The organism is Cesiribacter andamanensis AMV16 (genome assembly GCF_000348925.1).
Lineage (GTDB): Bacteria > Bacteroidota > Bacteroidia > Cytophagales > Cyclobacteriaceae > Cesiribacter > Cesiribacter andamanensis.
In genome coordinates this window covers 20,557-40,296 of sequence record NZ_AODQ01000009.1, presented here as the reverse complement: position 1 = coordinate 40,296, position 19,740 = coordinate 20,557, and the positions used below count along the sequence as shown (strand labels likewise).

General features: G+C 55.0%; 18 protein-coding genes and 1 pseudogene. 8 read left to right on the top strand and 11 right to left on the bottom strand.

Features of this window, described 5'->3' with window-relative positions:
- Nucleotides 1-4 precede the first annotated feature (4 nt).
- From ADICEAN_RS22525 to ADICEAN_RS02990, 4 genes are all read right to left on the bottom strand, one after another.
- Nucleotides 5-175, bottom strand: coding sequence for a hypothetical protein (locus ADICEAN_RS22525; protein ID WP_161622653.1), 171 nt, complete (start codon nt 173-175; stop codon nt 5-7).
- The gene (locus ADICEAN_RS03000; protein ID WP_009194046.1) at nt 172-2,079 is read right to left on the bottom strand and encodes a PAS domain S-box protein; all 1,908 of its coding nucleotides are present in this window, start codon (nt 2,077-2,079) and stop codon (nt 172-174) included. The genes ADICEAN_RS22525 and ADICEAN_RS03000 overlap by 4 nt, the downstream gene beginning before the upstream one ends.
- Nucleotides 2,080-2,292: 213 nt before the next feature.
- Entirely contained in the window at nt 2,293-3,321 is a 1,029-nt protein-coding gene (locus ADICEAN_RS02995; protein ID WP_009194045.1) for a gluconolactonase, read from the bottom strand.
- 250 nt (nt 3,322-3,571) lie between these two features.
- Nucleotides 3,572-4,744, bottom strand: a complete 1,173-nt coding sequence (locus ADICEAN_RS02990; RefSeq protein WP_009194044.1) for a bifunctional alpha/beta hydrolase/OsmC family protein — start codon at nt 4,742-4,744, stop codon at nt 3,572-3,574.
- 61 nt (nt 4,745-4,805) lie between these two features.
- Here ADICEAN_RS02990 and ADICEAN_RS02985 point away from each other — a divergent pair, with 61 nt between their 5' ends.
- The 6 genes and pseudogenes from ADICEAN_RS02985 to ADICEAN_RS02960 all read left to right on the top strand — a co-directional run bounded on the left by ADICEAN_RS02985 (nt 4,806) and on the right by ADICEAN_RS02960 (nt 11,645).
- Entirely contained in the window at nt 4,806-5,984 is a 1,179-nt protein-coding gene (locus tag ADICEAN_RS02985) for an alpha/beta hydrolase-fold protein (RefSeq protein ID WP_009194043.1), read from the top strand.
- 59 nt (nt 5,985-6,043) lie between these two features.
- Nucleotides 6,044-7,321, top strand: a complete 1,278-nt coding sequence (locus ADICEAN_RS02980; protein WP_009194042.1) for an APC family permease — start codon at nt 6,044-6,046, stop codon at nt 7,319-7,321.
- A gap of 152 nt (nt 7,322-7,473) precedes the next feature.
- Entirely contained in the window at nt 7,474-8,595 is a 1,122-nt protein-coding gene (locus ADICEAN_RS02975) for an alpha/beta hydrolase-fold protein (RefSeq protein WP_009194041.1), read from the top strand.
- A 73-nt stretch (nt 8,596-8,668) separates the two neighbouring features.
- Nucleotides 8,669-9,714: pseudogene (gene hemH / locus ADICEAN_RS02970) on the top strand (ferrochelatase).
- Between the two features lie 241 nt (nt 9,715-9,955).
- Nucleotides 9,956-10,900 (top strand): acyl-CoA desaturase, encoded by a 945-nt coding sequence (locus ADICEAN_RS02965; RefSeq protein WP_009194038.1) that lies wholly within the window; start codon nt 9,956-9,958, stop codon nt 10,898-10,900.
- A 76-nt stretch (nt 10,901-10,976) separates the two neighbouring features.
- Nucleotides 10,977-11,645, top strand: coding sequence for a thioredoxin family protein (locus tag ADICEAN_RS02960; protein ID WP_009194037.1), 669 nt, complete (start codon nt 10,977-10,979; stop codon nt 11,643-11,645).
- Nucleotides 11,646-11,663: 18 nt separating this feature from the next.
- Here ADICEAN_RS02960 and ADICEAN_RS02955 read toward each other — a convergent pair whose 3' ends face one another.
- The 4 genes from ADICEAN_RS02955 to ADICEAN_RS02940 all read right to left on the bottom strand — a co-directional run bounded on the left by ADICEAN_RS02955 (nt 11,664) and on the right by ADICEAN_RS02940 (nt 14,998).
- Nucleotides 11,664-11,990 carry a hypothetical protein gene (locus ADICEAN_RS02955; protein WP_009194036.1) on the bottom strand — a complete coding sequence of 109 codons (327 nt, stop codon included), beginning with the start codon at nt 11,988-11,990 and terminating at the stop codon, nt 11,664-11,666.
- An 86-nt stretch (nt 11,991-12,076) separates the two neighbouring features.
- On the bottom strand, nt 12,077-13,216 hold the full coding sequence (locus ADICEAN_RS02950; RefSeq protein WP_009194035.1) for a cysteine desulfurase family protein: 1,140 nt from the start codon (nt 13,214-13,216) through the stop codon (nt 12,077-12,079).
- 3 nt (nt 13,217-13,219) lie between these two features.
- Nucleotides 13,220-14,623, bottom strand: a complete 1,404-nt coding sequence (gene glmM, locus ADICEAN_RS02945; protein WP_009194034.1) for a phosphoglucosamine mutase — start codon at nt 14,621-14,623, stop codon at nt 13,220-13,222.
- A gap of 138 nt (nt 14,624-14,761) precedes the next feature.
- Entirely contained in the window at nt 14,762-14,998 is a 237-nt protein-coding gene (locus ADICEAN_RS02940) for a hypothetical protein (RefSeq protein WP_009194033.1), read from the bottom strand.
- Between the two features lie 74 nt (nt 14,999-15,072).
- On the opposite strand from ADICEAN_RS02940, the gene mazG reads away from it, so the two are divergent.
- Nucleotides 15,073-15,903, top strand: a complete 831-nt coding sequence (gene mazG, locus ADICEAN_RS02935) for a nucleoside triphosphate pyrophosphohydrolase (protein WP_009194032.1) — start codon at nt 15,073-15,075, stop codon at nt 15,901-15,903.
- A 232-nt stretch (nt 15,904-16,135) separates the two neighbouring features.
- Here the strand turns inward: mazG and ADICEAN_RS23125 are convergent, their stop codons facing one another.
- The 3 genes from ADICEAN_RS23125 to ADICEAN_RS02920 form a co-directional block, all read right to left on the bottom strand.
- Entirely contained in the window at nt 16,136-17,560 is a 1,425-nt protein-coding gene (locus ADICEAN_RS23125) for a M56 family metallopeptidase (protein ID WP_009194031.1), read from the bottom strand.
- Nucleotides 17,553-17,933, bottom strand: coding sequence for a BlaI/MecI/CopY family transcriptional regulator (locus ADICEAN_RS02925; protein ID WP_009194030.1), 381 nt, complete (start codon nt 17,931-17,933; stop codon nt 17,553-17,555). The genes ADICEAN_RS23125 and ADICEAN_RS02925 overlap by 8 nt, the downstream gene beginning before the upstream one ends.
- 122 nt (nt 17,934-18,055) lie before the next feature.
- Nucleotides 18,056-18,802 carry a DUF3291 domain-containing protein gene (locus ADICEAN_RS02920; protein WP_009194029.1) on the bottom strand — a complete coding sequence of 249 codons (747 nt, stop codon included), beginning with the start codon at nt 18,800-18,802 and terminating at the stop codon, nt 18,056-18,058.
- Nucleotides 18,803-18,909: 107 nt separating this feature from the next.
- Between ADICEAN_RS02920 and ADICEAN_RS02915 the strand changes: the two genes are divergently transcribed.
- On the top strand, nt 18,910-19,635 hold the full coding sequence (locus tag ADICEAN_RS02915) for a hypothetical protein (RefSeq protein WP_009194028.1): 726 nt from the start codon (nt 18,910-18,912) through the stop codon (nt 19,633-19,635).
- Nucleotides 19,636-19,740 lie beyond the last annotated feature (105 nt).

Genomic DNA, 19,740 nt, shown 5'->3' with positions numbered 1-19,740 from the left:
TCTGTTAAGAAGATTGGCTGGCGGCGCAGGAGGTAGGGGCAGCGGTGGCAGAATTAAGCGAGGCCTGGGCTGCGGCTGCATAGGCATACTGCTGGTGCTGGTAGTGCTGGGTGTGCTGCTTTGGGTGTTTATGGGAAGCGGAGGCGACAGCCCCGGCTGGTAAAGGGTGGATCATACATGTGCCTCTACCCCCTGAGGCTGCTGCAGGTTGGGCAGGTAAATGCTAAAGCGGGTACCCGCTCCCGGCTCAGAGGCTACGGAAATCTCACCGTTTAGCTTGGCCAGGCTTTCTTTCACAATATACAGGCCCAGGCCAGAGCCGGTACTGTTTTCGGTAGCCCGGTAAAACATCTCAAAGATCTTTTCCTGATGCTCGGGGGCTATGCCCAGGCCATTGTCGCTGATGTCAATGCGCACCTGCTGCTGCCCGCTCTCCCGCACCTGGATGTGGATATAGGGAGCCTCAGCGGCCGGATTTCGGTAGCGAATGGCATTGGAAATAATGTTGTGAAAGATCACCTCTATGCGGCGTTTGTCTGAATAAAAGGGGGCAATTGGGTCTACGCTCAGCTGTACGGCTATGGTCTTGGCTTCCTCCATGTACATCAGTTCCTGCAGAATTTCCTGAATAAGCAGCTGAAAATTGATGGGCTCAGGGCTTACCTCTGTGCGGGCGTTTTTGGAGAAGCGGATGATGTCCTGAATGAAACTATCGAGCTTTTTGATGCTTCGCACCATCAGGCTCAGGTACTCGCTGCGCTGCTGCTCATCGGGCTCCTGTTGGGTGAGGTTGATGAGGCCCAGCACCGATACCAGCGGGGCACGCAGATCATGGGAGGTTTTGTAGACAAACTGGTCCAGCTCGCTGTTGATCTTTTCCAGCTGGGCAGTATAGCCCTGCAGTTGCTCCTGCGCATCCTTGAGTGCACTTATATCCCGGGCGGTGCTGTACATGAGCTGATTATCTTCTGAGAGGCAGGCATTCCACAAGACGGTTACCACCCGGCCCCCCTTGTGCAGCAGCCGGTTTTCAAAGTTTTGCTGCACATTGCCGGCAATGATTTCTGCGGCTACTTCCAGGGTTTTGAGCTTATCGGCAGGATGCACAAAGTCTATGAAATGGCGTCCAATCATTTCTTGAGGAGTATAGCCCAGCATCCGCTGGCAGGCTTTGTTCATCTGTTTGAAGCGCCCGTCGGGGTGCAGTGAACAGATCATATCCAGCGATCGATTCAGGATCTGTTTATTCTCATACAGGGCTTCTTCCAGCTGCCTGCGGCTATCCTGCAGGGCTTTTTCAAGTTCTTTTTTGTGGGTGGTTTCCCGCTGTATGGATACAAAATGCGTAAGCTCGGTGCCGTATAGGCGAATGGGCACCACCGTAAGCTCTACCCAAAACTCGGAGCCATCTTTGCGGTAATTGATGATCTCGGCCGTAGTGGCACGCTGTGCCTGCAGGGCAGCCTTGATCCGGTCCAGCTCCTGGCGCTGGGTATTGGGACCCTGCAGAAAACGGGGGCTCCGGCCCAGGCTCTCCTTGCGTGTATAGCCGGTCATGCGCATAAAGGCCTGGTTTACCAGCACAATGCGGGGGCCGGGTTCTTCCAGCGGCTCGGCTTCGGTGATCATAATGGCATCGTTGGCATGCTCTACAAAAGAAGCCAGTAGCCGGTGGTAATCGGTGGTTGTCTTGGCGCGGGGGTGCTGCTCAAAGAGGTAAAGCGTTCCTACAGAGCCGGACTCACCGCCAGGGAGTACTTTTTGCTTCAGGTAAAGGGGGATGCGCTTGCCCGAGCTGGTCTGCAGGTACACGCGCTTTGGAAGAAGGTCAGCTGCCGTTGCCGTGCTGCCGGGGGGCGCAGAGGGCAGGGGGCGCTTCTGTTCTTCATCTACCAGCAGGCTGCTGAGCCCGCCGGCCTTTTGCACGTCTTCCAGCTGCTGATAGCCCGAAATTCTCTGAAAGGCGCTATTGATAAATTGGAGCTCTCCCCTGGTGCTAAGCAGGCATACCGGCTCACTGACTTCCGCCAGGGTAGCCAGCAGGGGCTGCAGCAGTTGATCTGGGGTAGCGGTGTACATAGCAGGCAGGTTGCCGTGTGTTTTTCAGGAGTTTAATCCGTAGCAATTCGGCTAACATCCTATATATCAGAGCAATAAATTTGTTGTTTTGTTTGCTAAAAGCTCCCTTTTTTTAAGGGGCTAAGTGATGCAGGGGGTAGTTAGGACCCAGCCTTAGGCAAAAAAAGAGAGGCCACAGGGCCCCTCCTTCTTCCTGGTTAAGGGATTAATCGGTCAATTAGCTTCTGCTATCTGAAAGCGGCTTTGTGAGCCGCCGCTCAGCAGCACATGCAGGTAGGCATAGACTACAAATACATCACCTCCGGGGCGCAGGGCAGCTGTGGTGGGAAAGACCGGGCCTGTAGCAAATTGGCCAACCACCTCTGTAGTCTTCCACCCATCGCGGCTGCGTAGCCTAAGGACAGACCCCTGCTCCCCGCCAAAGGCGTTGTTTACAACCACCAGTTCTTTATTTGATGTAAGGGTAAGGCCATCGGGGCTGTTGAGTGCTACGGGCACCTCTATTTCAGTATAGGCAGATGGGTTGTTCAGCGGAAAGCGCAGAAGTTTGTTCTCATCCAGCTTGGAAACCAGCAGATAGCCCCTGGGGTCGTACTCGATGCCATTGAGCCCGAAATTGTCCGGCGCGGGGTTCAGGGCTGCATCCTGATAGAAAATGGATGCTTCGCCTTCTACATCCACTTTATAAATTACCCCTGTGAAGCTGTCGGTAACATACGCATTGCCCCGCTGGTCTACTGTTACATCATTGGCAAAGTGGGGAAGGCCGGGCAAGAGCTCGTCCATGCGGATAAAGAACAGGCGCTCACCGCTGCGCAGATCATAGGCGGCCAGGCCGGCCAGCATATAAGCAGTTGTTTCGCTACTTTTTTTGCTCAGGCCAAGATCGGACACGGCCACCAACAGGCGCTTGCGGGGCAAATCAATGTGCAGGCCTATGGTAGAGGGGATATCAGGATCATTGATCCATTCCATATATGAGCCATACTCTTCCACAAAGCCAATAGAGCCCTGCGTAATGGAGCTTAGCAAAAAGCGTTTCATGTGCCTGTCATACTCCAGGCCTTCGGGATAAAGGTTTTCCCGCATGATGGACAGCTCACCACTGGCCCATTTTTGGGAGTGGTTGGCCCCTGCCTGGCCGGAGAGGGGGTCCTCTTGTTCTTCATCGGGCGAGCAGGCAGCACCAAAGACCATGAGCAGAGCCAGCAAAAGGGGGTAGGGTGAAAGAGAGGCTTTCATAAAGGGCTAAAAATTTATGGGTAAAAAAATAGGAGCCTCGAGCTGTGGAGCTGAAGTTATACTTTTTGTTTGTAAAATGCCAGCCCCCTTCAGGTAAATTTTACGTGGAGTGATTCATAGTCAGGGGTTTAGTTAAATGCCGGTATAGAAGACGACTGCCTGGTGAGCAAGGCACTTCCAGAAAGGTTGCTTTTTTGTGTTCTATAACCGCACCCGGCACTTGCGTATGGGAATACATCAACGGAAGAGATTAATCTGTATCCAGTTCTCTGGTTTCGATAGAGATTTTGCTCTGCAGGGTTTTGTGTACCGGGCAGCGGTCAGCTATTTCCATCAGGCGGCTGCGCTGGGCAGCATCCAGGGGGCCAATGAGTTCTACTTCCCGGCTTAGCTGATCCAGCTTGCTGGTGTTGTCTTCGCATACCTGGCAGTCTTCTCCATAAATGCGGTCATGCTTCAGGTGCACGATGGCTTCCTGCAGGGGCCATCCTTTGCGATCGGCGTACATGCGCAGCGTCATGCTGGTGCAGGCGCCCAGGGCGGCATTGAGCAAATCATAGGGGTTGGGGCCCAGGTCCAGTCCCCCCAGGGCAAGGGGTTCATCAGCCAGCAGGCTATGCTTGCCGGCCCGGATCTCAGTGGTAAAGCCCCCGGCAGGGGTACGGGTTACCACTTCCATATGGGTGCGCAGCGCATCGGGCTGCAACTGCACATAACGCTGCGCCCAGGCACCAATAAGGCTGCCGGCATAGCGCGAATCTTCGGCACTGCTCAGAAAATGGTCGGCCCCATCCAGGCTTACAAAACTTTTGGGGTGGCGGGAAGCCATGAAGAGTGCTGCCGCACTGTCTACGGATATTTCCCGGTCCTGGGGGCTGTGCAGGATCAGCAGGGCTTTTTTAAGCCCCTGCAGGCGCTGCCGCACCTGGTCTTCGTGCCACTGGTCCAGCAGGTCCAGATCAAGCGAGAGCTCGGCCCCCTGCCGATAGACCACAAAAGCATGCTCCTCATCATGCTCATCTTCATCCAGCAGGGAGCCCAGGGCCCGGTCGTCGGCAGGGGCAGAAAGCAGGGCAAGGGCCTGCAGGGCGGGCCAGTCGGGGGCGGCAGTCAGCAGGGCGGCTCCGCCCAGCGAATGGCCAATGGCCAGGGCCGGCGCTTTCTGCTCGGCAAGCAGATACGCATGGGCGGTCTGCAGCAGCTCCTGGCTCAGCAGGGGGGCGCTGCTCAGGCAGCTGATCCGCAGTACTTCAAAGCGCTGCTGGGTAAGAGCCAGGCTAAGGTGCTGCTCGGCTGCAGTGCCGGGGGCAAAACAATGTACCAGCAGGGCGCAGGCAGCGGGCCGCCCACCGGCAGGCTGATCCAGCCAGGCGGTAAGGGAGGAGCCGGAAGGCGTGGTAAGGGCTATTTCCTGTGTTTTCATAGATGCAGGGCTTGGAGGGCTGCAGAGGCTTTTCTATTTTACAGCCTGTCTTTTTTACTTTATGCAACGCATCCCTGCCCTGTCTGTTTTTTTGCGCCTGGTCTCTGGCTGCCTGCTGCCCCTCTTGCTGGCCTGCAGCCCCACAAAGCAGCAGGTGCAGCTGCATGTTGGTGAAGTTCCGGTCACTACTCCTTTCGGGGAGCCGCTTTTTGTAGCCGGCTCTTTTAATGGCTGGCAGCCGGCAGATTCGGCCTATCTTCTCAAAAAGCGACCCCACGGCTATTTTCTTACACTCCCCCTGGCAGCGGAAACAGCCGAGTTTAAGATCACCCGCGGCAGCTGGCAAACGGTAGAAACCGATGCTGCCGGCCAGGACATTCCCAACCGCCGTCTGGACCTGAGCAAGCCCCAAACCCTACGGCTTGCCGTGGCAGGCTGGAAAGACCAACTGGCCGAACCGGCCAGCCCCCCGCAGCCAAGTGCTGCCGTCAATGTGCAGATCCTGCAGGACAGCTTCTTTATGCCCCAGCTGAACCGCTACCGCCGCATCTGGCTGTACCTGCCGCCTGATTATGATGGTTCGGACATTCGCTTCCCGGTGCTCTACATGCACGATGGGCAAAACCTGTTTGATGCCAGCACCTCCTATGCCGGCGAGTGGGGCGTGGATGAAACCCTGAACCGTCTGCAGGCAAAGGGGCAACACCCGGGGGTGATTGTAGTGGGTATCGACAATGGGGGTGAGCAGCGCATTCCCGAATACACCCCCTTTGTGAACAGCCGCTACCCCAGCGGCGAGGGCGCGGCCTACCTGCGCTTTATTGTGGAAACCCTTAAGCCCTACATTGATACACACTACCGTACCCTGCCCGAACAGGAGCATACCGGCCTGATGGGCAGCTCCCTGGGCGCCCTGATCAGCCTGTATGGGGCGGTGCAGTATCCGCAGGTATTTGGCCGCATTGGCCTGTTTTCGCCGGCTTTCTGGTTTAATCCTGAGATATTTGACCTGGTAGAAAAGAGGCTTGATCCTGCTGCCGGGCAGCGTTTCCTGTTTCTGGCCAGCGAGCAGGAGAGTGAAAGCATGGTTCCGCAAATGCAGCAAATGCACCAGCTGCTGCAGCGCTGGGGGGTTCCCCAAGACCGTCTCTGGTACAAGGCCCATCCCGATGGCGCCCACAGCGAGTGGTACTGGCAGCGGGAGTTTGAGGAGGCATTTAAGTGGCTGTATGAAGGATAGTAGGCCTTGAACGTCTGTATTACGTCTGTTCCTGATGATAAAAACACCCCCTTTCCACTTTGCTTAAGCGGGAAATCTCCAGATGGGATCTGGTGCTGCTGCTGATCAACAGCCTGATTGGGGCGGGGATTTTTGGTCTGCCCTCCAAGATCTTTGCCCAGTCGGGCATCTACAGCCTGGCCGCCCTGCTGGTCTGTGCCCTTATTGTGCTGCTGATTGTGCTGATGTTTGCCGAAGTGGCTAGTCGTTTTGATCAGACAGGGGGTCCGTATCGCTATGTGCTGGCTGCTTTTGGCCGCTTGCCGGCTTTTGTGGTTGGCTGGCTGATTCTCATTACCCGGGTATCTACCTATGCGGCCCTTATTCACCTGCTGGTTACCTATCTGGCCTATTTTATGCCCCTTTTTGAGCAGCAGACCTATCGCTGTGGGGCCATTATTGGCATTACGGGCTTGCTTAGCTGGGTAAATCACCGGGGCGTACGCAGCGCCACCCTGCTCAGCAATGGGCTGGCCATCTCCAAGATCCTGCCGCTGCTGCTGTTTTGTGGGATGGGACTCTTTTTTCTTGACGCTGATTTGCTGACAGTCCCCCCGGCCCGGCCTGCGCTTTCGGATTTTTCGGCCTCGGTGCTGGTGCTGATCTTTGCCTTTACCGGTTTTGAGGCCGTGCTGGTGAATACGGGCGAGGTACAGCAGCCCCGGCGCAGCATTCCTTTTGCCCTGCTGGTAGCCATTCTGTTTGTGGCGGTTTTCTATGGACTTATACAGCTGGTGAGCATTGGTACGCTGCCGGAGCTGGCCACTTCAGAAAAACCCATTACCGAAGCAGCCCAGCGCTTTATGGGGCCCTGGGGCGCAGCCCTTATTACACTTGGCGCCATTGTTTCCATAGGGGGTACCCTCAATGCGGTGATGCTCATTGGGTCTCGTCTACCCTATGCCTTAAGCCTGGAGGGGCAGTTTCCGCAGCTGTTTACCCACCTCCACCCTAAAAACCGTACGCCTACCTATTCGCTGCTGGTATTCTCAGGGGTTTCGCTGCTGGCCTCGCTTACGGGTTCGTTCATCTATGCCGTATCCATCAGTGTGATCAGCAAAGTGCTTATTTTTCTGCTGGTATGCGGGGCCATGCTACCCCTTCGGAAGAAGGGGGTTGGCAACCGCACTTACTTTCGGCTTCCCTGGGGAGGGGCTTTTGCCATTAGTGGCGTGGTGGCATCTATAGCCTTGCTGGCCAGTGCCCGGGCAGAGGAGTTTGTGGATGTGCTGATGGCTGTTGGCCTGGGGTTGGGGCTGTATGGGCTTTACCTGCTGCGCAGCAGGCTACGTCATTAGAAATAGGTTGCACGCGTCAAGCTTTTCTGCTAAAAACCCAACTTTTTTGCAGGCGATGCAGTACACTCAAATTGGCTGCCGGGCGCAGATCGTCTGCCGGTACCACAGTCCTATTTACCTACAACGTGGCTATTTTTTTAACGGTTGGTCAGATGGCGAGGCCTTATTTTTTCCTGCTCCTGAGCCTGCTGCTCCTGCCTGCTTCCGGGGCATGGGCGCAAAACAGCCTGGGGGCATCTGTTTCTCTGATTGATGAGGCTTTTGAAATGCCGCAGCTGAACCGCAGCCGCAGCATATGGGTGTACCTGCCGCCCGGCTATGAAGCGTCCGAACTCCGCTATCCCGTATTGTATATGCACGACGGCCAGCACCTCTTTGATGCCGAGCTGGCCCAGGGAGGGGTAGAGTGGCAGGTAGATGAAGCCATCACGGCCCTTGTGGAGCAGGAGGAGAGCCCGGGCGTGATTGTAGTGGCCATTGCCAGCGATTCGCAGCACCGGGGCAATGAATATGTGCCATGGGAAAAGTCCGATGGTACGGGCGGCGAGGGGGAGCGCTACATCCGCTTTATTGCCGAAACCCTAAAGCCTTATATCGACGAACAGTACCGTACCCGGCCCGAGCGGGAGTATACCGGTATGATGGGGGCCTCGCTGGGCGGGCTTATTTCCCTGTATGCGGCCGTGCGCTTTCCGGAGGTATTTGGGCGCATTGGCCTGATCTCGCCGGCCTTCTGGTTCAGTCCCGAGATCATTGAGTATGTGCAGGAAAATCCGCATGCGTATCAGACCCGGGTGTATATGGTGATCAGTGAGGAAGAGGGCGAAAACCCAGTAAACTATGTGAATTATCTTTACGATCGGCTGCTGGAGATGGAAGAAAGCTACACGCCGGTGAAGCGCACCATCACCCCTACGGGCGGGCATAATGAAACCTACTACCGCTCGCAGTTTCCCGAGGCTTTTCGCTGGCTGTTTCCCGAAAAGCCCGAACCGGCGCCAGAACCCACCGGAATAGAAGATCTTGATCCGGAATCGCTGGGCATTCGCCTGTACCCCAACCCAAGCCAGAACTGGGTGCGCCTGCAGCTGCCCGATGGCTGGCAGCAAAATACCCGCCTGCAGCTGCTGGATGCCCGGGGCCGCCTGCATGGGGCAGAACAGCTGCTGAATCCCCAACAGCCCCTTTCGCTGGCGCATTTGCCGGCCGGCCTCTATTACCTGCTACTCCGGCAGGGAGATCAGCGGGTGTTGCTTCCTCTAATAAAACAGTAAGCTTTTTGGCGTTTGGCCACCAAGTATGCGCCTGCTTGTGTAACTTTGCAACTCACACGCTATACAGAGAGAGATGCAATCCAGCCCTTCTGCGTTTAAAACCGGTGTACTTCTGGTAAACCTGGGTACGCCCGATAGCACGGCTGTGCCCGATGTGCGGCGCTACCTGCGGGAGTTTTTGATGGATGCCCGGGTAATTGATATTCCCTATCCTAACCGCTTTGCGCTGGTTAACGGCATTATCGCTCCCTTTCGGGCGCCAAAATCGGCCCACGAGTATGAAAAGCTCTGGGTGCCGGGCAAGGGCTCTCCGCTGAAGTTTTATGGCTATGAGCTGCGCGATTTGCTGCAGCAGGCGCTGGGGCAGGAGTATGTAGTAGAGCTGGCCATGCGCTACCAAAACCCCTCCATTCCCGACGTGCTGGCCAAGCTGCAGGCCTGTGCACTAAAGGAGCTGATCGTTATCCCCTTTTTCCGCAATATGCCTCGGCTACCTCGGGCTCGGTCATCGACAGGGTTATGGAGATTGTGCGGACCTGGCAGACCATTCCGGGCATACAGTTTGTGAGCCGCTTTGTAGAGGATGAGCTGTACCTGCAAACGCTGGTGGAGGTGGCCAGACCTTATGTGCAAAAGCAGGCCTGGGACCACTACCTCTTTAGCTACCATGGGGTGCCCGAGCGGCAGATCTATAAGGGATCCTGCGGCGATTACTGCAAGATAAACGCTACCTGCTGCGCCACCTATACCCCTCAGAACCAGCATTGCTACCGGGCGCAGTGCTTTTACAACTCCCGCCTGCTGGGCGAGCGCCTGGGGCTGCGGCCCGATCAGTACACCACCTGCTTTCAGAGCCGGCTGGGCAAAGACCCCTGGATACAACCCTATGCCGATGACCTGATCCGGCAGCTGCCCAAAGAAGGGAAGAAAAAAGTGCTGGCCTTTAGCCCCGCCTTTGTTTCCGACTGCCTGGAAACCACCGTAGAAGTAGGCGAGGCCTTTAAGGAAGTATTTCTGGAGCATGGCGGCGAGCAATGGGAGCTGGTGCCCAGCCTGAATGTACACCCCCTTTGGGTAAAATGCCTGCAGGAGATGGTGCTGCGCCGCAGCGGCAACTAGTCCTCCACCTGCCCGCAACAAGGCCTATGGTTGCTAAAAAAGGGGGTAAACCTGATCCAGATCATTTTTTATGGCCTGGGGAGGCAGCACTTTTGCCGAAATTAAAAAAAAGCGCTCCCCTGAATTATTGCAGGCGCACTGCTGTTGCCCTATAGATAATCCCAATGAGCCAATAGTGCCCTGCCGTGCAATGAAGCGCGGAAATTTACCCATCTTTGTGAAGAATTGATTGAAAGAACGAATGAAGCACGCATCTGACGCTCCAGCCCTGGTACCGCATGGCAAGCCCAAGCTATCCAGTGAGATTGGGTTTTTGATTGTTCACCTGCTGCCGCTGGCGGCTATTTTCACCGGTGCCACCCTCTTTGACTGGGCGGTGTGTATCTTTCTGTATGTGTTTCGCATGTTTTGGGTAACGGGCGGCTACCATCGCTACTTCTCCCACAAATCCTATAAGACCAGCCGCTGGTTTCAGGCCGTGATTGCCTTTATGGCGCAAACCAGTGCCCAGAAGGGCGCCCTCTGGTGGGCCTCCCACCACCGGGTGCACCACCGCCACAGCGATCAGCCCGAAGATCCGCATTCCATGAAGCTCTATGGCTTCTGGCACTCGCATGTGGGCTGGATTGTGGGTCCCGACCATAAGGAAACCAACTATAAGGTAATTGCCGACTATGCCAAATACCCCGAGCTGGTGTGGCTGAACAAGCACTACCTGGTGCCGCCGACTATTTTGGCCATCGGCCTGATGGCGCTGGGCGGGATGGTGAACGGCAACGGTATTCTGGACATGTTCACAACTGCCGGTTTTTCTACCCTGCTGATCGGCTTTTTCCTGAGTACGGTGCTGCTCTACCATGGTACTTTCTCCATCAACTCCATCATGCACAAGTTTGGCAAGCAGCGCTACGAGTCGGGCGATGAGTCCAAGAACAGCCTCTGGCTGGCCCTGCTCACCCTGGGCGAAGGCTGGCACAACAACCACCACTACTATGAGGTGGCTGCCCGGCAGGGCTTCTTCTGGTGGGAGATTGACCTTACCTACTACGGCCTTAAGATGCTCAGCTGGATGGGCCTGATCTGGGACCTGCGCGGTGTACCCAACCACATCAAGCATTCCAGAAATAAAGAGCACGCCAGGCAGCTGGCCAAAGCGGCCAAAGAAAAAGAATTACAGGTAGCCTAAGCTGCCTACAGAAGCGAGGGCCAACCCCCTCGCTTTTTTTAATCGTATCTGTTTACTAGTATCTATCTTTTTGATCATGCAAGAACAACAAACTGAGACTATCATAACCCCAGACCTGCTCCGCCAGGCCATGAGCTACCCCCAGTACATGGACCTGCTGGAAAGCGAAATGGCCCAGGGCCGCACCACCGGCACCGACCAAAGCCCCTGGCTGGTAGACTATGCCCGCCTGAACCTGCAGCGCATGCGCCGGCTCAACAAAACCACGGTACTGATCGATGAATTTCGGCAGGCGCTGGACCGGCTCGAGAAGCCCCAATTATGGGTGGTGATTACCGAGGGCTGGTGCGGCGATGCGGCCCAGATTGTGCCGGTAATGGCCAAAGTAGCCGAGTACTCCTCCAAAATAGGGCTGAAGCTACTGCTGCGGGATGAGCACCCTGCTGTAATGGATGCCTACCTGACCAACGGAACCCGTTCCATTCCCAAACTGATTGCCCTGGAACCGCAGCACCTGGGGGAGCTCGGCAGCTGGGGCCCCCGCCCCAGACCGCACAGGCGGTGGTCATGGACTTTAAGGCCAACCCCAACGGCCGCACGCAGGAAGAGTTTATGCAGCTGGTGCACAAGTGGTATGCCGATAATAAAACGCTGGATACCCAGAAAGAACTGCTGCAAAGCCTGTTGCAGTGGGATGCAGAAACAAAAAAAGGAGCCGAATAAGCTCCTTTTTTATGAGGGGTAGCCCGCAGGCCGCTCCTTTTTAAAAACTGTAGTTGGTAAAATCAAAGATAACGGCCCCTTCCTGCTCCTGAAAGAAGCGCAGGATGATCTCATAGGGCACCGAGGCATGGTACTGGGTGCCGTCCTGCAGCGTAATGTGGCATTCGTCCTCGCCATGCTCACATTTTTCAATGGCCTGGATAAAGCGCACATCAATCAGCACCGGCTGCAGGGTGGTGGGGGGCTTTATGTTGTTCTCTTCGTAAAAGTCCGGGGAATGTTCCTCGAAATTAGGGGCCGAACACATCACCTGAATCAGGTGACGCCGTCCGGTAATCGGCGCTACCGCCTGTTTATTTACTGGCATGAACTTCTAACAGAAAATGGTAAAGATTAGTGCGGCGGCTGCATGTGCAGCTGCAAGTACGGTGAATGATGTGCTAATGCCCTGTGCTAGGCCTCTACCCGGTACTGCTCGGCCAGCTTTTCTACGGCATAGTCGATCTCTTCAGGGGTAGTGTATTTGCTGAAGGAGAAGCGCACAGCACCCCGGCTGGGATCGCACTTAATGGCCTGCAGTACATGTGAGCCAATGGAAGAGCCGCTGCTGCAGGCACTGCCGCCCGAAGCCGAAATGCCGTTGATGTCCAGGTTAAAAAGCAGCATGTCGTTGTCGTCGGTAGGGGGCAGGCTTACGTTCAGCACAGTATAGAGGCTGCCTTCCAGATCGGCGCAGTTGCCATTGAAGCCTACACCCGGTACAGACTGCTTCAGCTTGTCGATCATGCGCTGCTTAAGGCCGCTGATGTGGCGCTTGTGTTTCTCCATATCCCGGTAGGCGATCTCCAGCGCCTTGGCCAGGCCTATGATGCCGTACACATTTTCGGTGCCGCCGCGCATATTGCGCTCCTGAGCGCCGCCATGCAGCAGGGGATGAATCTTGTGCCCGGCATTGATGTAGAGAAACCCAACCCCCTTGGGGCCATGGAATTTATGGGCCGAACCTACCAGGTGCTGGATGGTAAGCCGGCTGAGATTATGGGCATAGTGCCCCATGGTTTGTACGGTATCGGAATGGAAAGGAGCCTTGTACTCCTGGCAAAGGGCACTTACCCGCTCCAGATCCAGCAGGTTGCCGATCTCGTTGTTGCCGTGCATGAGCGACACCAGGCTACCGGGATGGGCCTTGAGCAGCTGCTCCAGATGGTCCAGCGAAACAGAGCCGGTACTGTCCAGCTCCAGCAGGTGCAGGCGAATCTGCCCGGCTTTTTCCATGTGCTGCAGGGTATGCAGCACCGCATGGTGCTCGGTGGGCGAGGAGATCACATGGCGTACCTTAGTAGCCTCGGTAGTGCAGCGCAGGGCCATATTATCAGCCTCGGTGCCGCCCGAGGTAAAGAAGATCTCGGCAGGGGCGGCCTGCAGCAGCTCGGCTACCTTTTTGCGGGCCTTTTCAATGGCGGACCGTACCTCGCGCCCATGGCTGTGGATGGAGGATGGATTGCCCCACAGGTTGAGCATATACGGCTTCATGGCCTCAAATACTTCGGGATCCAGCGGAGTGGTGGCGGCGTTGTCCAGGTAAACCCTCATGCCTTATTGATCTGCTTTGGTGGAAATGATCTCCTTAATATCGGAAATTATTTTTTTAGACAAATGCTCGGCCGTAGAAGGCGAAGAGGATTCTGAATAAATACGGATGATGGGCTCGGTATTGGACTTGCGCAGGTGTACCCATTCCTGCTCAAAATCAATCTTTACCCCATCAATGGTGTTAATGTCGTGCTTGGCGTAGCGCTGCTGGATCTCCTGCAGCACGCGGTCCACATCAATATCCGGCGTAAGCTCAATCTTGTTCTTGGAGATGTGGTAGTTGGGGTATTTGCTGCGCAGCATGGCCACCGATTTGCCCCACTTGGCCAGATGGCTCAGGAACAGGGCTACGCCTACCAGGGCATCGCGCCCGTAGTGCAGCTCGGGGTAAATGATGCCCCCATTGCCCTCGCCGCCGATGAGGGCCCCGGTTTCTTTCATTTTCTCCACCACATTTACCTCGCCTACGGCAGCGGCGGCATAGCTGCCCCCCTGCTTTTCGGTTACATCCCGCAGGGCGCGGGAAGAGGATAGGTTGGAAACGGTATTGCCACCTCCATTGGCCTGCAGCACATAATCGGCCACGGCCACCAGGGTATATTCTTCGCCAAAAGGCTCGCCGGTATCGCTGATGAGCGCCAGGCGGTCCACATCCGGATCTACCACTATGCCCAGGTGGTACTTGCCGTTTTTAATTTCGCGGCAGATATCGGTCAGGTGCTCGGGCAGCGGCTCAGGATTATGCGGGAACTGGCCGTTGGGCTCACAGTACATTTCCTTAACCTGCGTTACGCCCAGGGCCTTCAGCAGGCGCGGTATGGCAATGCCGCCGCTGGAGTTTACCGCATCTACCACTATGGAGAAGTTTTGCGCCCGGATGGCGTCCACATCCACCAGCGGCAGGTCCAGGATCTTCTGGATATGGTAGTCCAGGTATTCTTCTTCTTTGAGCGTATAGTTGCCCAGCTTTTTCACCTCGGCAAAGGAAAAACTTTTGGCTTCGGCAATGCGCAGCACCTCTTCGCCATCCTGGCCGGAGATAAATTCACCCTTTGCATTGAGCAGTTTCAGGGCATTCCACTGCACGGGGTTGTGCGAGGCGGTGAGGATAATGCCGCCGCCGGCCCCCTCGGCCGTTACAGCCATTTCTACAGTAGGAGTGGTGGAAAGGCCCAGGTCTACCACATCCAGACCCAGGCCCTGCAGCGTGGCGGTCACCAGCTTGGAAACCATATCGCCCGAGGGGCGGGCATCGCGGCCAATTACAATTTTGGGGCTGCCGCCGGCATCGCGGATCCAGCTGCCGAAAGCGGCAGTAAACAGTACCACATCAATGGGGGTGAGGGCATCGCCGGGCTGCCCGCCAATCGTACCCCGAATACCGGATATTGATTTAATTAAGGCCACGTTGTAGATCTAAAGGGTAAGAATTGCAATGGGAGTGCAAAGGTAGGAAAATTCAGGAGCCGCTGCAGCAAAAAGCGCAGCAATCACGTATTTATTTCAAATGGGACAGGCTATAAAAATAGTTTGAGCCTGAGGAGCTTAGGAGAATTTGGCCAGCACCTTCTCTACTTCGTTTTTGGGCTCACCATCCGGATTGCCGCAGGCTTCGCCCGGCTTGCGTCCGCAAAAACCACAGGCTTCGCCCTCTTTATTCAGAAAGGGGTTTTGTGAGGCGCAGGTGCCCTTGAACTGTCCGTCTTTCAGGAAAATGAGCCGTACGGACATGAGGATGAAAAACAACGCCACAAACCCGATTCCCAGCAACAAAGTAGCCATAGTCCTTTTTTATTTACAAATTTACGCTCTTTAGAGTGAAAACGAATGTTTTTCCCGCAAAGTTTCTTACGCCTATGCCCCTGATTACCCCCCCTGCCGATAGCCGCCGCACTGAGAAATTACAGGCCTTTGACCGCCTGCTCACCATCATGGACGAACTGCGCCTGAATTGCCCCTGGGACAAAAAGCAGACCCTTGAAAGCCTGCGCCACCTCACCATAGAAGAAACCTACGAGCTGTCGGATGCCATCATTGAGCGGGACCTGCCGGAGATCAAAAAAGAGCTGGGCGACCTGATGCTACACCTGGCTTTTTATGCCAAAATTGGGGATGAAGAAGGCGCCTTTGATATAGGCGATGTACTGAATGGGGTCTGCGAGAAGCTCATTCACCGCCACCCGCACATCTATGGCGATGTGGAGGCCCACGACGAAGAAACCGTAAAGGCCAATTGGGAAAAGATCAAGTTAAAGGAAAAAGGGGTGGACGATGCGCCAAAATCAGTCTTGGGCGGGGTGCCCCGCTCGCTGCCGGCCCTGGTAAAGGCCATGCGCATCCAGGAAAAGGCCCGGGGCGTAGGCTTCGACTGGGAAGAAAAGGAGCAGGTGTGGGAGAAGGTAGAGGAAGAGATGCAGGAGTTCAGGAGCGAGTTCAATGCCGCATCCGACCAGCCCATCGATCAGGAGCGGGCCCAGTCAGAATTCGGCGATCTGCTGTTCTCCCTGATCAATTACGCCCGTTTTGCCGGTATTAATCCTGAAGAAGCCCTGGAACGCACCAACAAAAAATTCATTCGCCGCTTTCAGTACCTGGAGCAGCAAGCCGCCAAAGCCGGCAAGAACCTGAGCGACATGACGCTGGCCGAGATGGATGTGTATTGGAATGAGGCGAAGAAGCTTGGTTAATAGGTATGTAGGTTAATCTGTTGCTTTGTGCGCTAATATCAACATCCATAGCTACCTATGAGCCGTCATTTCGGCGAAGGCGGCGGCCGCCTTCGCCGAAATGACGAACAAGGAGCACTTACTAGTGAGCTGATTCGGATTACACAATGGTTAACGCAGAAAGGCTGGTGAATTACCGGCCTTTTTTTCTGCTTGATGGATAGAAATAGTCTATCAACTACACTCCTCAACGTTAACAGGCGTCCTGTGACTGTACGGGAAGCTTTAAGAGCTGTTTGAACCGGACACTCGTTTTATTGTTGGCCTGTTTTTGGCTTGCTTCTTTATCGAGTGTAAACTTTACCGGCAAGACCTTGCGCTGCTTTACGGCTTTTCCTTCATTTTTGGCTGGGGTCCATTTAGAGCTTTTGATTACCCGGATGGCTTCTTCATCTAACCCGTACCCCAATTCTCTACCTTCTATAGATTCTGCTGATTCCACATTTCCGTTAACATCTACTACAAAGCTAATATAGGTGGTTCCCTCTATACCATTGTCCAAGGCTTCCTTTGGATAACGAATGTTGTTCTTCAGTTGCAGATAGAAGTCCTGCATACCTCCTTCTGGTAGTGTCTCAAATTCTACTTTAACATCCGCTCCATTCCTAAACTCATGTAAGCCATGTGTGGCCAAGTTTATAGGAGGATTGGGAAGATCAGTCTGAATTTCAACAGGAGGTGGAGGGGGTGGAGTGTTTTCAGAGGCATATATTTCTGAGGGGGGCGGAGGGGGTGGCAGCTGGCTTTCTTTCTCGCAGGCGACAAAGGCAGTAAGCGATGCGGCTATGAGCAGAGGAGCTGCCAGCCGCCAAGCTGCAAAGGTGTTTTTTGGGTTGTTGATCATGCGAATTCTGTTTATGGTAAACGATTGAAAAAAATGACTGCTTAGGGAGAAACCGGCAGCGGCCAGGCCCTGCCGGGCCATTAAATTGATGTAACTGCGGGCGGAAGCAGCGCCCATTATCACGGCGGCATCGGCCAGGTGCTCGTGGGTCTGGCGCAGCGCCCGGTTGAGCAGGTAGATGCCGGGGTGAAACCAGAGGATGATGGTTGCCAGCTCCCCCAGCAGCACATCGGCCGAGTGCCACTGGCGGGCATGGGCTTGCTCATGCTGCAATACCAGCTGGTATTCTTCCGGACTGCTGAAGTGCGCCGGATTAAGGGCCAGGTAATGGAAAAAGGAGTAGGTAGATTGTTTGCTCCTGGTGTGCGCTACCCAAAAACCGTCCGGGCCGGGCCGAAAGCGCAATTGCCGAAGGGCAAGCCCCAGCTTTGTCAGGCGAACAAGAAACAGCATGCCTGCAAGCCCGCAACCTGCCAGATAGCCCCATAGCAGAAGAGAATAGGGAGCCGGATAGATCGCTTCATGGGTTGGTGATATCACCAGGGCCGGTAGATACTGTTCGGAAAATTCCAGGGGTATTGTGCCGGATGCCAGAGAAGTACCAGGCAGCAGTCCGCTTAACAGGGGATGCAGCAGGGAAAGGAACAGGCTGCCCAGCAGGTAAAAGCGGGTAAAGGCAAAGGCTTTCTGGTTGCGCAGAAATACATAGTAGCCCGCATAGAGCACGGCCAGCAGCACACTGGCGGTAAGGAGGTAGGGAACTATGTTAGTCATCGCCTTTGGGGTTATCTAATTCTTGTTTGGCATGCTTCATCAGCTCTTCCAGTTCCTGCACATCCAGGTCGTTGTCTTTGGCAAAGAAGGAAACCAGCTTCTGAAACGAGCCCCCGAAATAGGTGCTGACCATGCTCTTCAGATAAAAGGAGCGGTAGTCATCTTTTGTGATGAGGGGGTAGTACTCATGCGTTTTGCCATAGGCCTGGTGCGCTACAAAGCCCTTGGTTTCCAGGATGCGCACAATGGTTGATACCGTATTGTAGGCGGGTTTGGGCTCAGGCATGGCTGCCACCAGGTCTTTTACAAAGGCTTTTTCCTGTTGCCAGAGCAGCTGCATCACCTGCTCTTCCGCTTTGGTTAATTCCTTCATGGGGGCTAAGGGGGTAAGTTTCTAGTAGAAGTAATCAAACATACTAAATGTTTAGTTTTATAACTAATATTTTAGTTATTAATTTAGGATCCCTATTCCATAAAAGGGTGAAGAAAAAGAGCTTAGGACGATTTAAGGGGAGTATTTAGCTGGGGAAGCACCTGCTGCCCTGACCAGCTTCCCTGCGTCCAGAGAGGACGGAAGCGGGCAAACAGCTCTTCGCTGTACCAGTTGCGGCGTCGGGTCTGGCCAATAACGGCCCGGTGTTGCTGCATATGGTAGGCAAAACCTTCCAGCTTTTCCTTATTCTCCCATACACTCAGCGTGGCCTGCTGCACTACGGGCAGCTCACCAATGCCGATCTTGGCCAGCAGCCCCGGGGCCTGTTGGGTGGAAAGGCTCACCGGAGGCACCTGCCGCCAGAACTCCAGCATGCGAGTGGGGCGAATGGTGGCTCTGGTAAGTACCACCACAGGTTCCCCGGCCTCCAGCGGAGGGGCGGCGGGCAGAAAAGGGTTTTTGCCACCCCATTCACCTTTGGCCACCACAGGCTGCATCAGCACCGACCAGCGCTCCCGGCTTTTATGCTGCAGTTGCTGCGCCAGCCGATTCTTTTCCAGGAAATCATACGCTTCCTCCGGGCGTCGCCAGCTGCTCAGCAGGGCATAGCGGTCCCAGTCCGGGTCCAGGCCAAAGCCTTTGCCAACCCCCAGCATCAGCCCGAAGGGCATGGCAGCAGAGGGGGGTAACAGAAAGGAGGAAAGTCCCATTTTACGCAGCGCCCACAGGCGATGGCCCTTCTCCAGCTGAAAAAGGCTAAAAAGTACCAGGGGGGCAGAAGGAGATAAACTGGGAACTGGCAGCTGCATGACAGTGAAAGATACTATTTTTGTTTTAGGGTATGGTAGATAACTAGCACGTTTTTTGCTCTGTTTTCGTTATAAAAACTGAGAATAAACTCCTAAATAGACGCTCGATGCGAATAAACTTTATACACCTGCTGGTGCTTTTTCTGTTGATAGGTGTTGGTGCAGCTCCGGCTTCTGCCCAGCAAAGGGGCGATCTCTGGTTTAAGGGGATGGTTGAGCTGGAAACGGGCCAGCGCCTGCAGGGGGCCATCAGCTACTATTCTGATTTTAAAGCCGCCCTGCTGCAGATCCGCACCGATGGACGTACGCTTTCGTACGATGCCAACCAGGTGGTATTCTTTCGCTTTTATGACGATCAGCTGGGCATTACCCGCACCTTTTACTCGCTGCCCTTTACCCCAGAAGGCAGCGGGCATGAGATCATGCTGTTCTTCGAAACGCTCTTGGAGGGGGGCTATCTGACAGCCCTGAGCAAAACCGAGTTCCGGACCGAAACCCGCCAGCCCCGCAATCCCTATATGTACCGCGGGCATTACATTCCCAGCTGGTATGATCGCAACGCCATGCGGGGCTACTCGGTGGTGGTGCCCTATGAAACCATTTACCTGGTTACCCCCGATAGTCACATAGAAGCCTACAACCAGCCTACTTCCCTGGCCAGCCAGGAGGTGCGCTTCCGCAAGCCCAATCCCGATATGCTCATGCAGCTGGTGCGGGACAAGCGCAGCCAGGTAGATGCCTTCATCAGCCAGAACAAGCTGGATGTACGCAAGCGCCAGGACCTGTTACGGGTGGTGCAGTACTACAACGAAATTAAAGATCGCTCGAATTGAGTGTTTTAGGTTGAGTTAATCCAAATGAAAAGGAGCCGGCGTATGCAGGCTCCTTTTTTGCTTCTAGTGGTATGGGTTATTGAGTAATAAAAACATCAAGTTATC

Coding starts and splice junctions, on each gene's coding strand:
- ADICEAN_RS02925 (WP_009194030.1), bottom strand. CDS start 17,933: ATGAAGGAATTAACCAAAGCGGAAGAGCAGGTGATGCAGCTGCTCTGG.
- ADICEAN_RS02940 (WP_009194033.1), bottom strand. CDS start 14,998: ATGGCTACTTTGTTGCTGGGAATCGGGTTTGTGGCGTTGTTTTTCATC.
- ADICEAN_RS02995 (WP_009194045.1), bottom strand. CDS start 3,321: ATGAAAGCCTCTCTTTCACCCTACCCCCTTTTGCTGGCTCTGCTCATG.
- ADICEAN_RS02955 (WP_009194036.1), bottom strand. CDS start 11,990: ATGCCAGTAAATAAACAGGCGGTAGCGCCGATTACCGGACGGCGTCAC.
- ADICEAN_RS02975 (WP_009194041.1), top strand. CDS start 7,474: ATGGCGAGGCCTTATTTTTTCCTGCTCCTGAGCCTGCTGCTCCTGCCT.
- ADICEAN_RS02960 (WP_009194037.1), top strand. CDS start 10,977: ATGCAAGAACAACAAACTGAGACTATCATAACCCCAGACCTGCTCCGC.
- ADICEAN_RS02920 (WP_009194029.1), bottom strand. CDS start 18,802: ATGCAGCTGCCAGTTCCCAGTTTATCTCCTTCTGCCCCCCTGGTACTT.
- ADICEAN_RS02965 (WP_009194038.1), top strand. CDS start 9,956: ATGAAGCACGCATCTGACGCTCCAGCCCTGGTACCGCATGGCAAGCCC.
- ADICEAN_RS03000 (WP_009194046.1), bottom strand. CDS start 2,079: ATGTACACCGCTACCCCAGATCAACTGCTGCAGCCCCTGCTGGCTACC.
- ADICEAN_RS23125 (WP_009194031.1), bottom strand. CDS start 17,560: ATGACTAACATAGTTCCCTACCTCCTTACCGCCAGTGTGCTGCTGGCC.
- ADICEAN_RS02915 (WP_009194028.1), top strand. CDS start 18,910: ATGCGAATAAACTTTATACACCTGCTGGTGCTTTTTCTGTTGATAGGT.
- ADICEAN_RS02950 (WP_009194035.1), bottom strand. CDS start 13,216: ATGAGGGTTTACCTGGACAACGCCGCCACCACTCCGCTGGATCCCGAA.
- mazG (WP_009194032.1), top strand. CDS start 15,073: ATGCCCCTGATTACCCCCCCTGCCGATAGCCGCCGCACTGAGAAATTA.
- ADICEAN_RS22525 (WP_161622653.1), bottom strand. CDS start 175: ATGATCCACCCTTTACCAGCCGGGGCTGTCGCCTCCGCTTCCCATAAA.
- ADICEAN_RS02985 (WP_009194043.1), top strand. CDS start 4,806: ATGCAACGCATCCCTGCCCTGTCTGTTTTTTTGCGCCTGGTCTCTGGC.
- ADICEAN_RS02990 (WP_009194044.1), bottom strand. CDS start 4,744: ATGAAAACACAGGAAATAGCCCTTACCACGCCTTCCGGCTCCTCCCTT.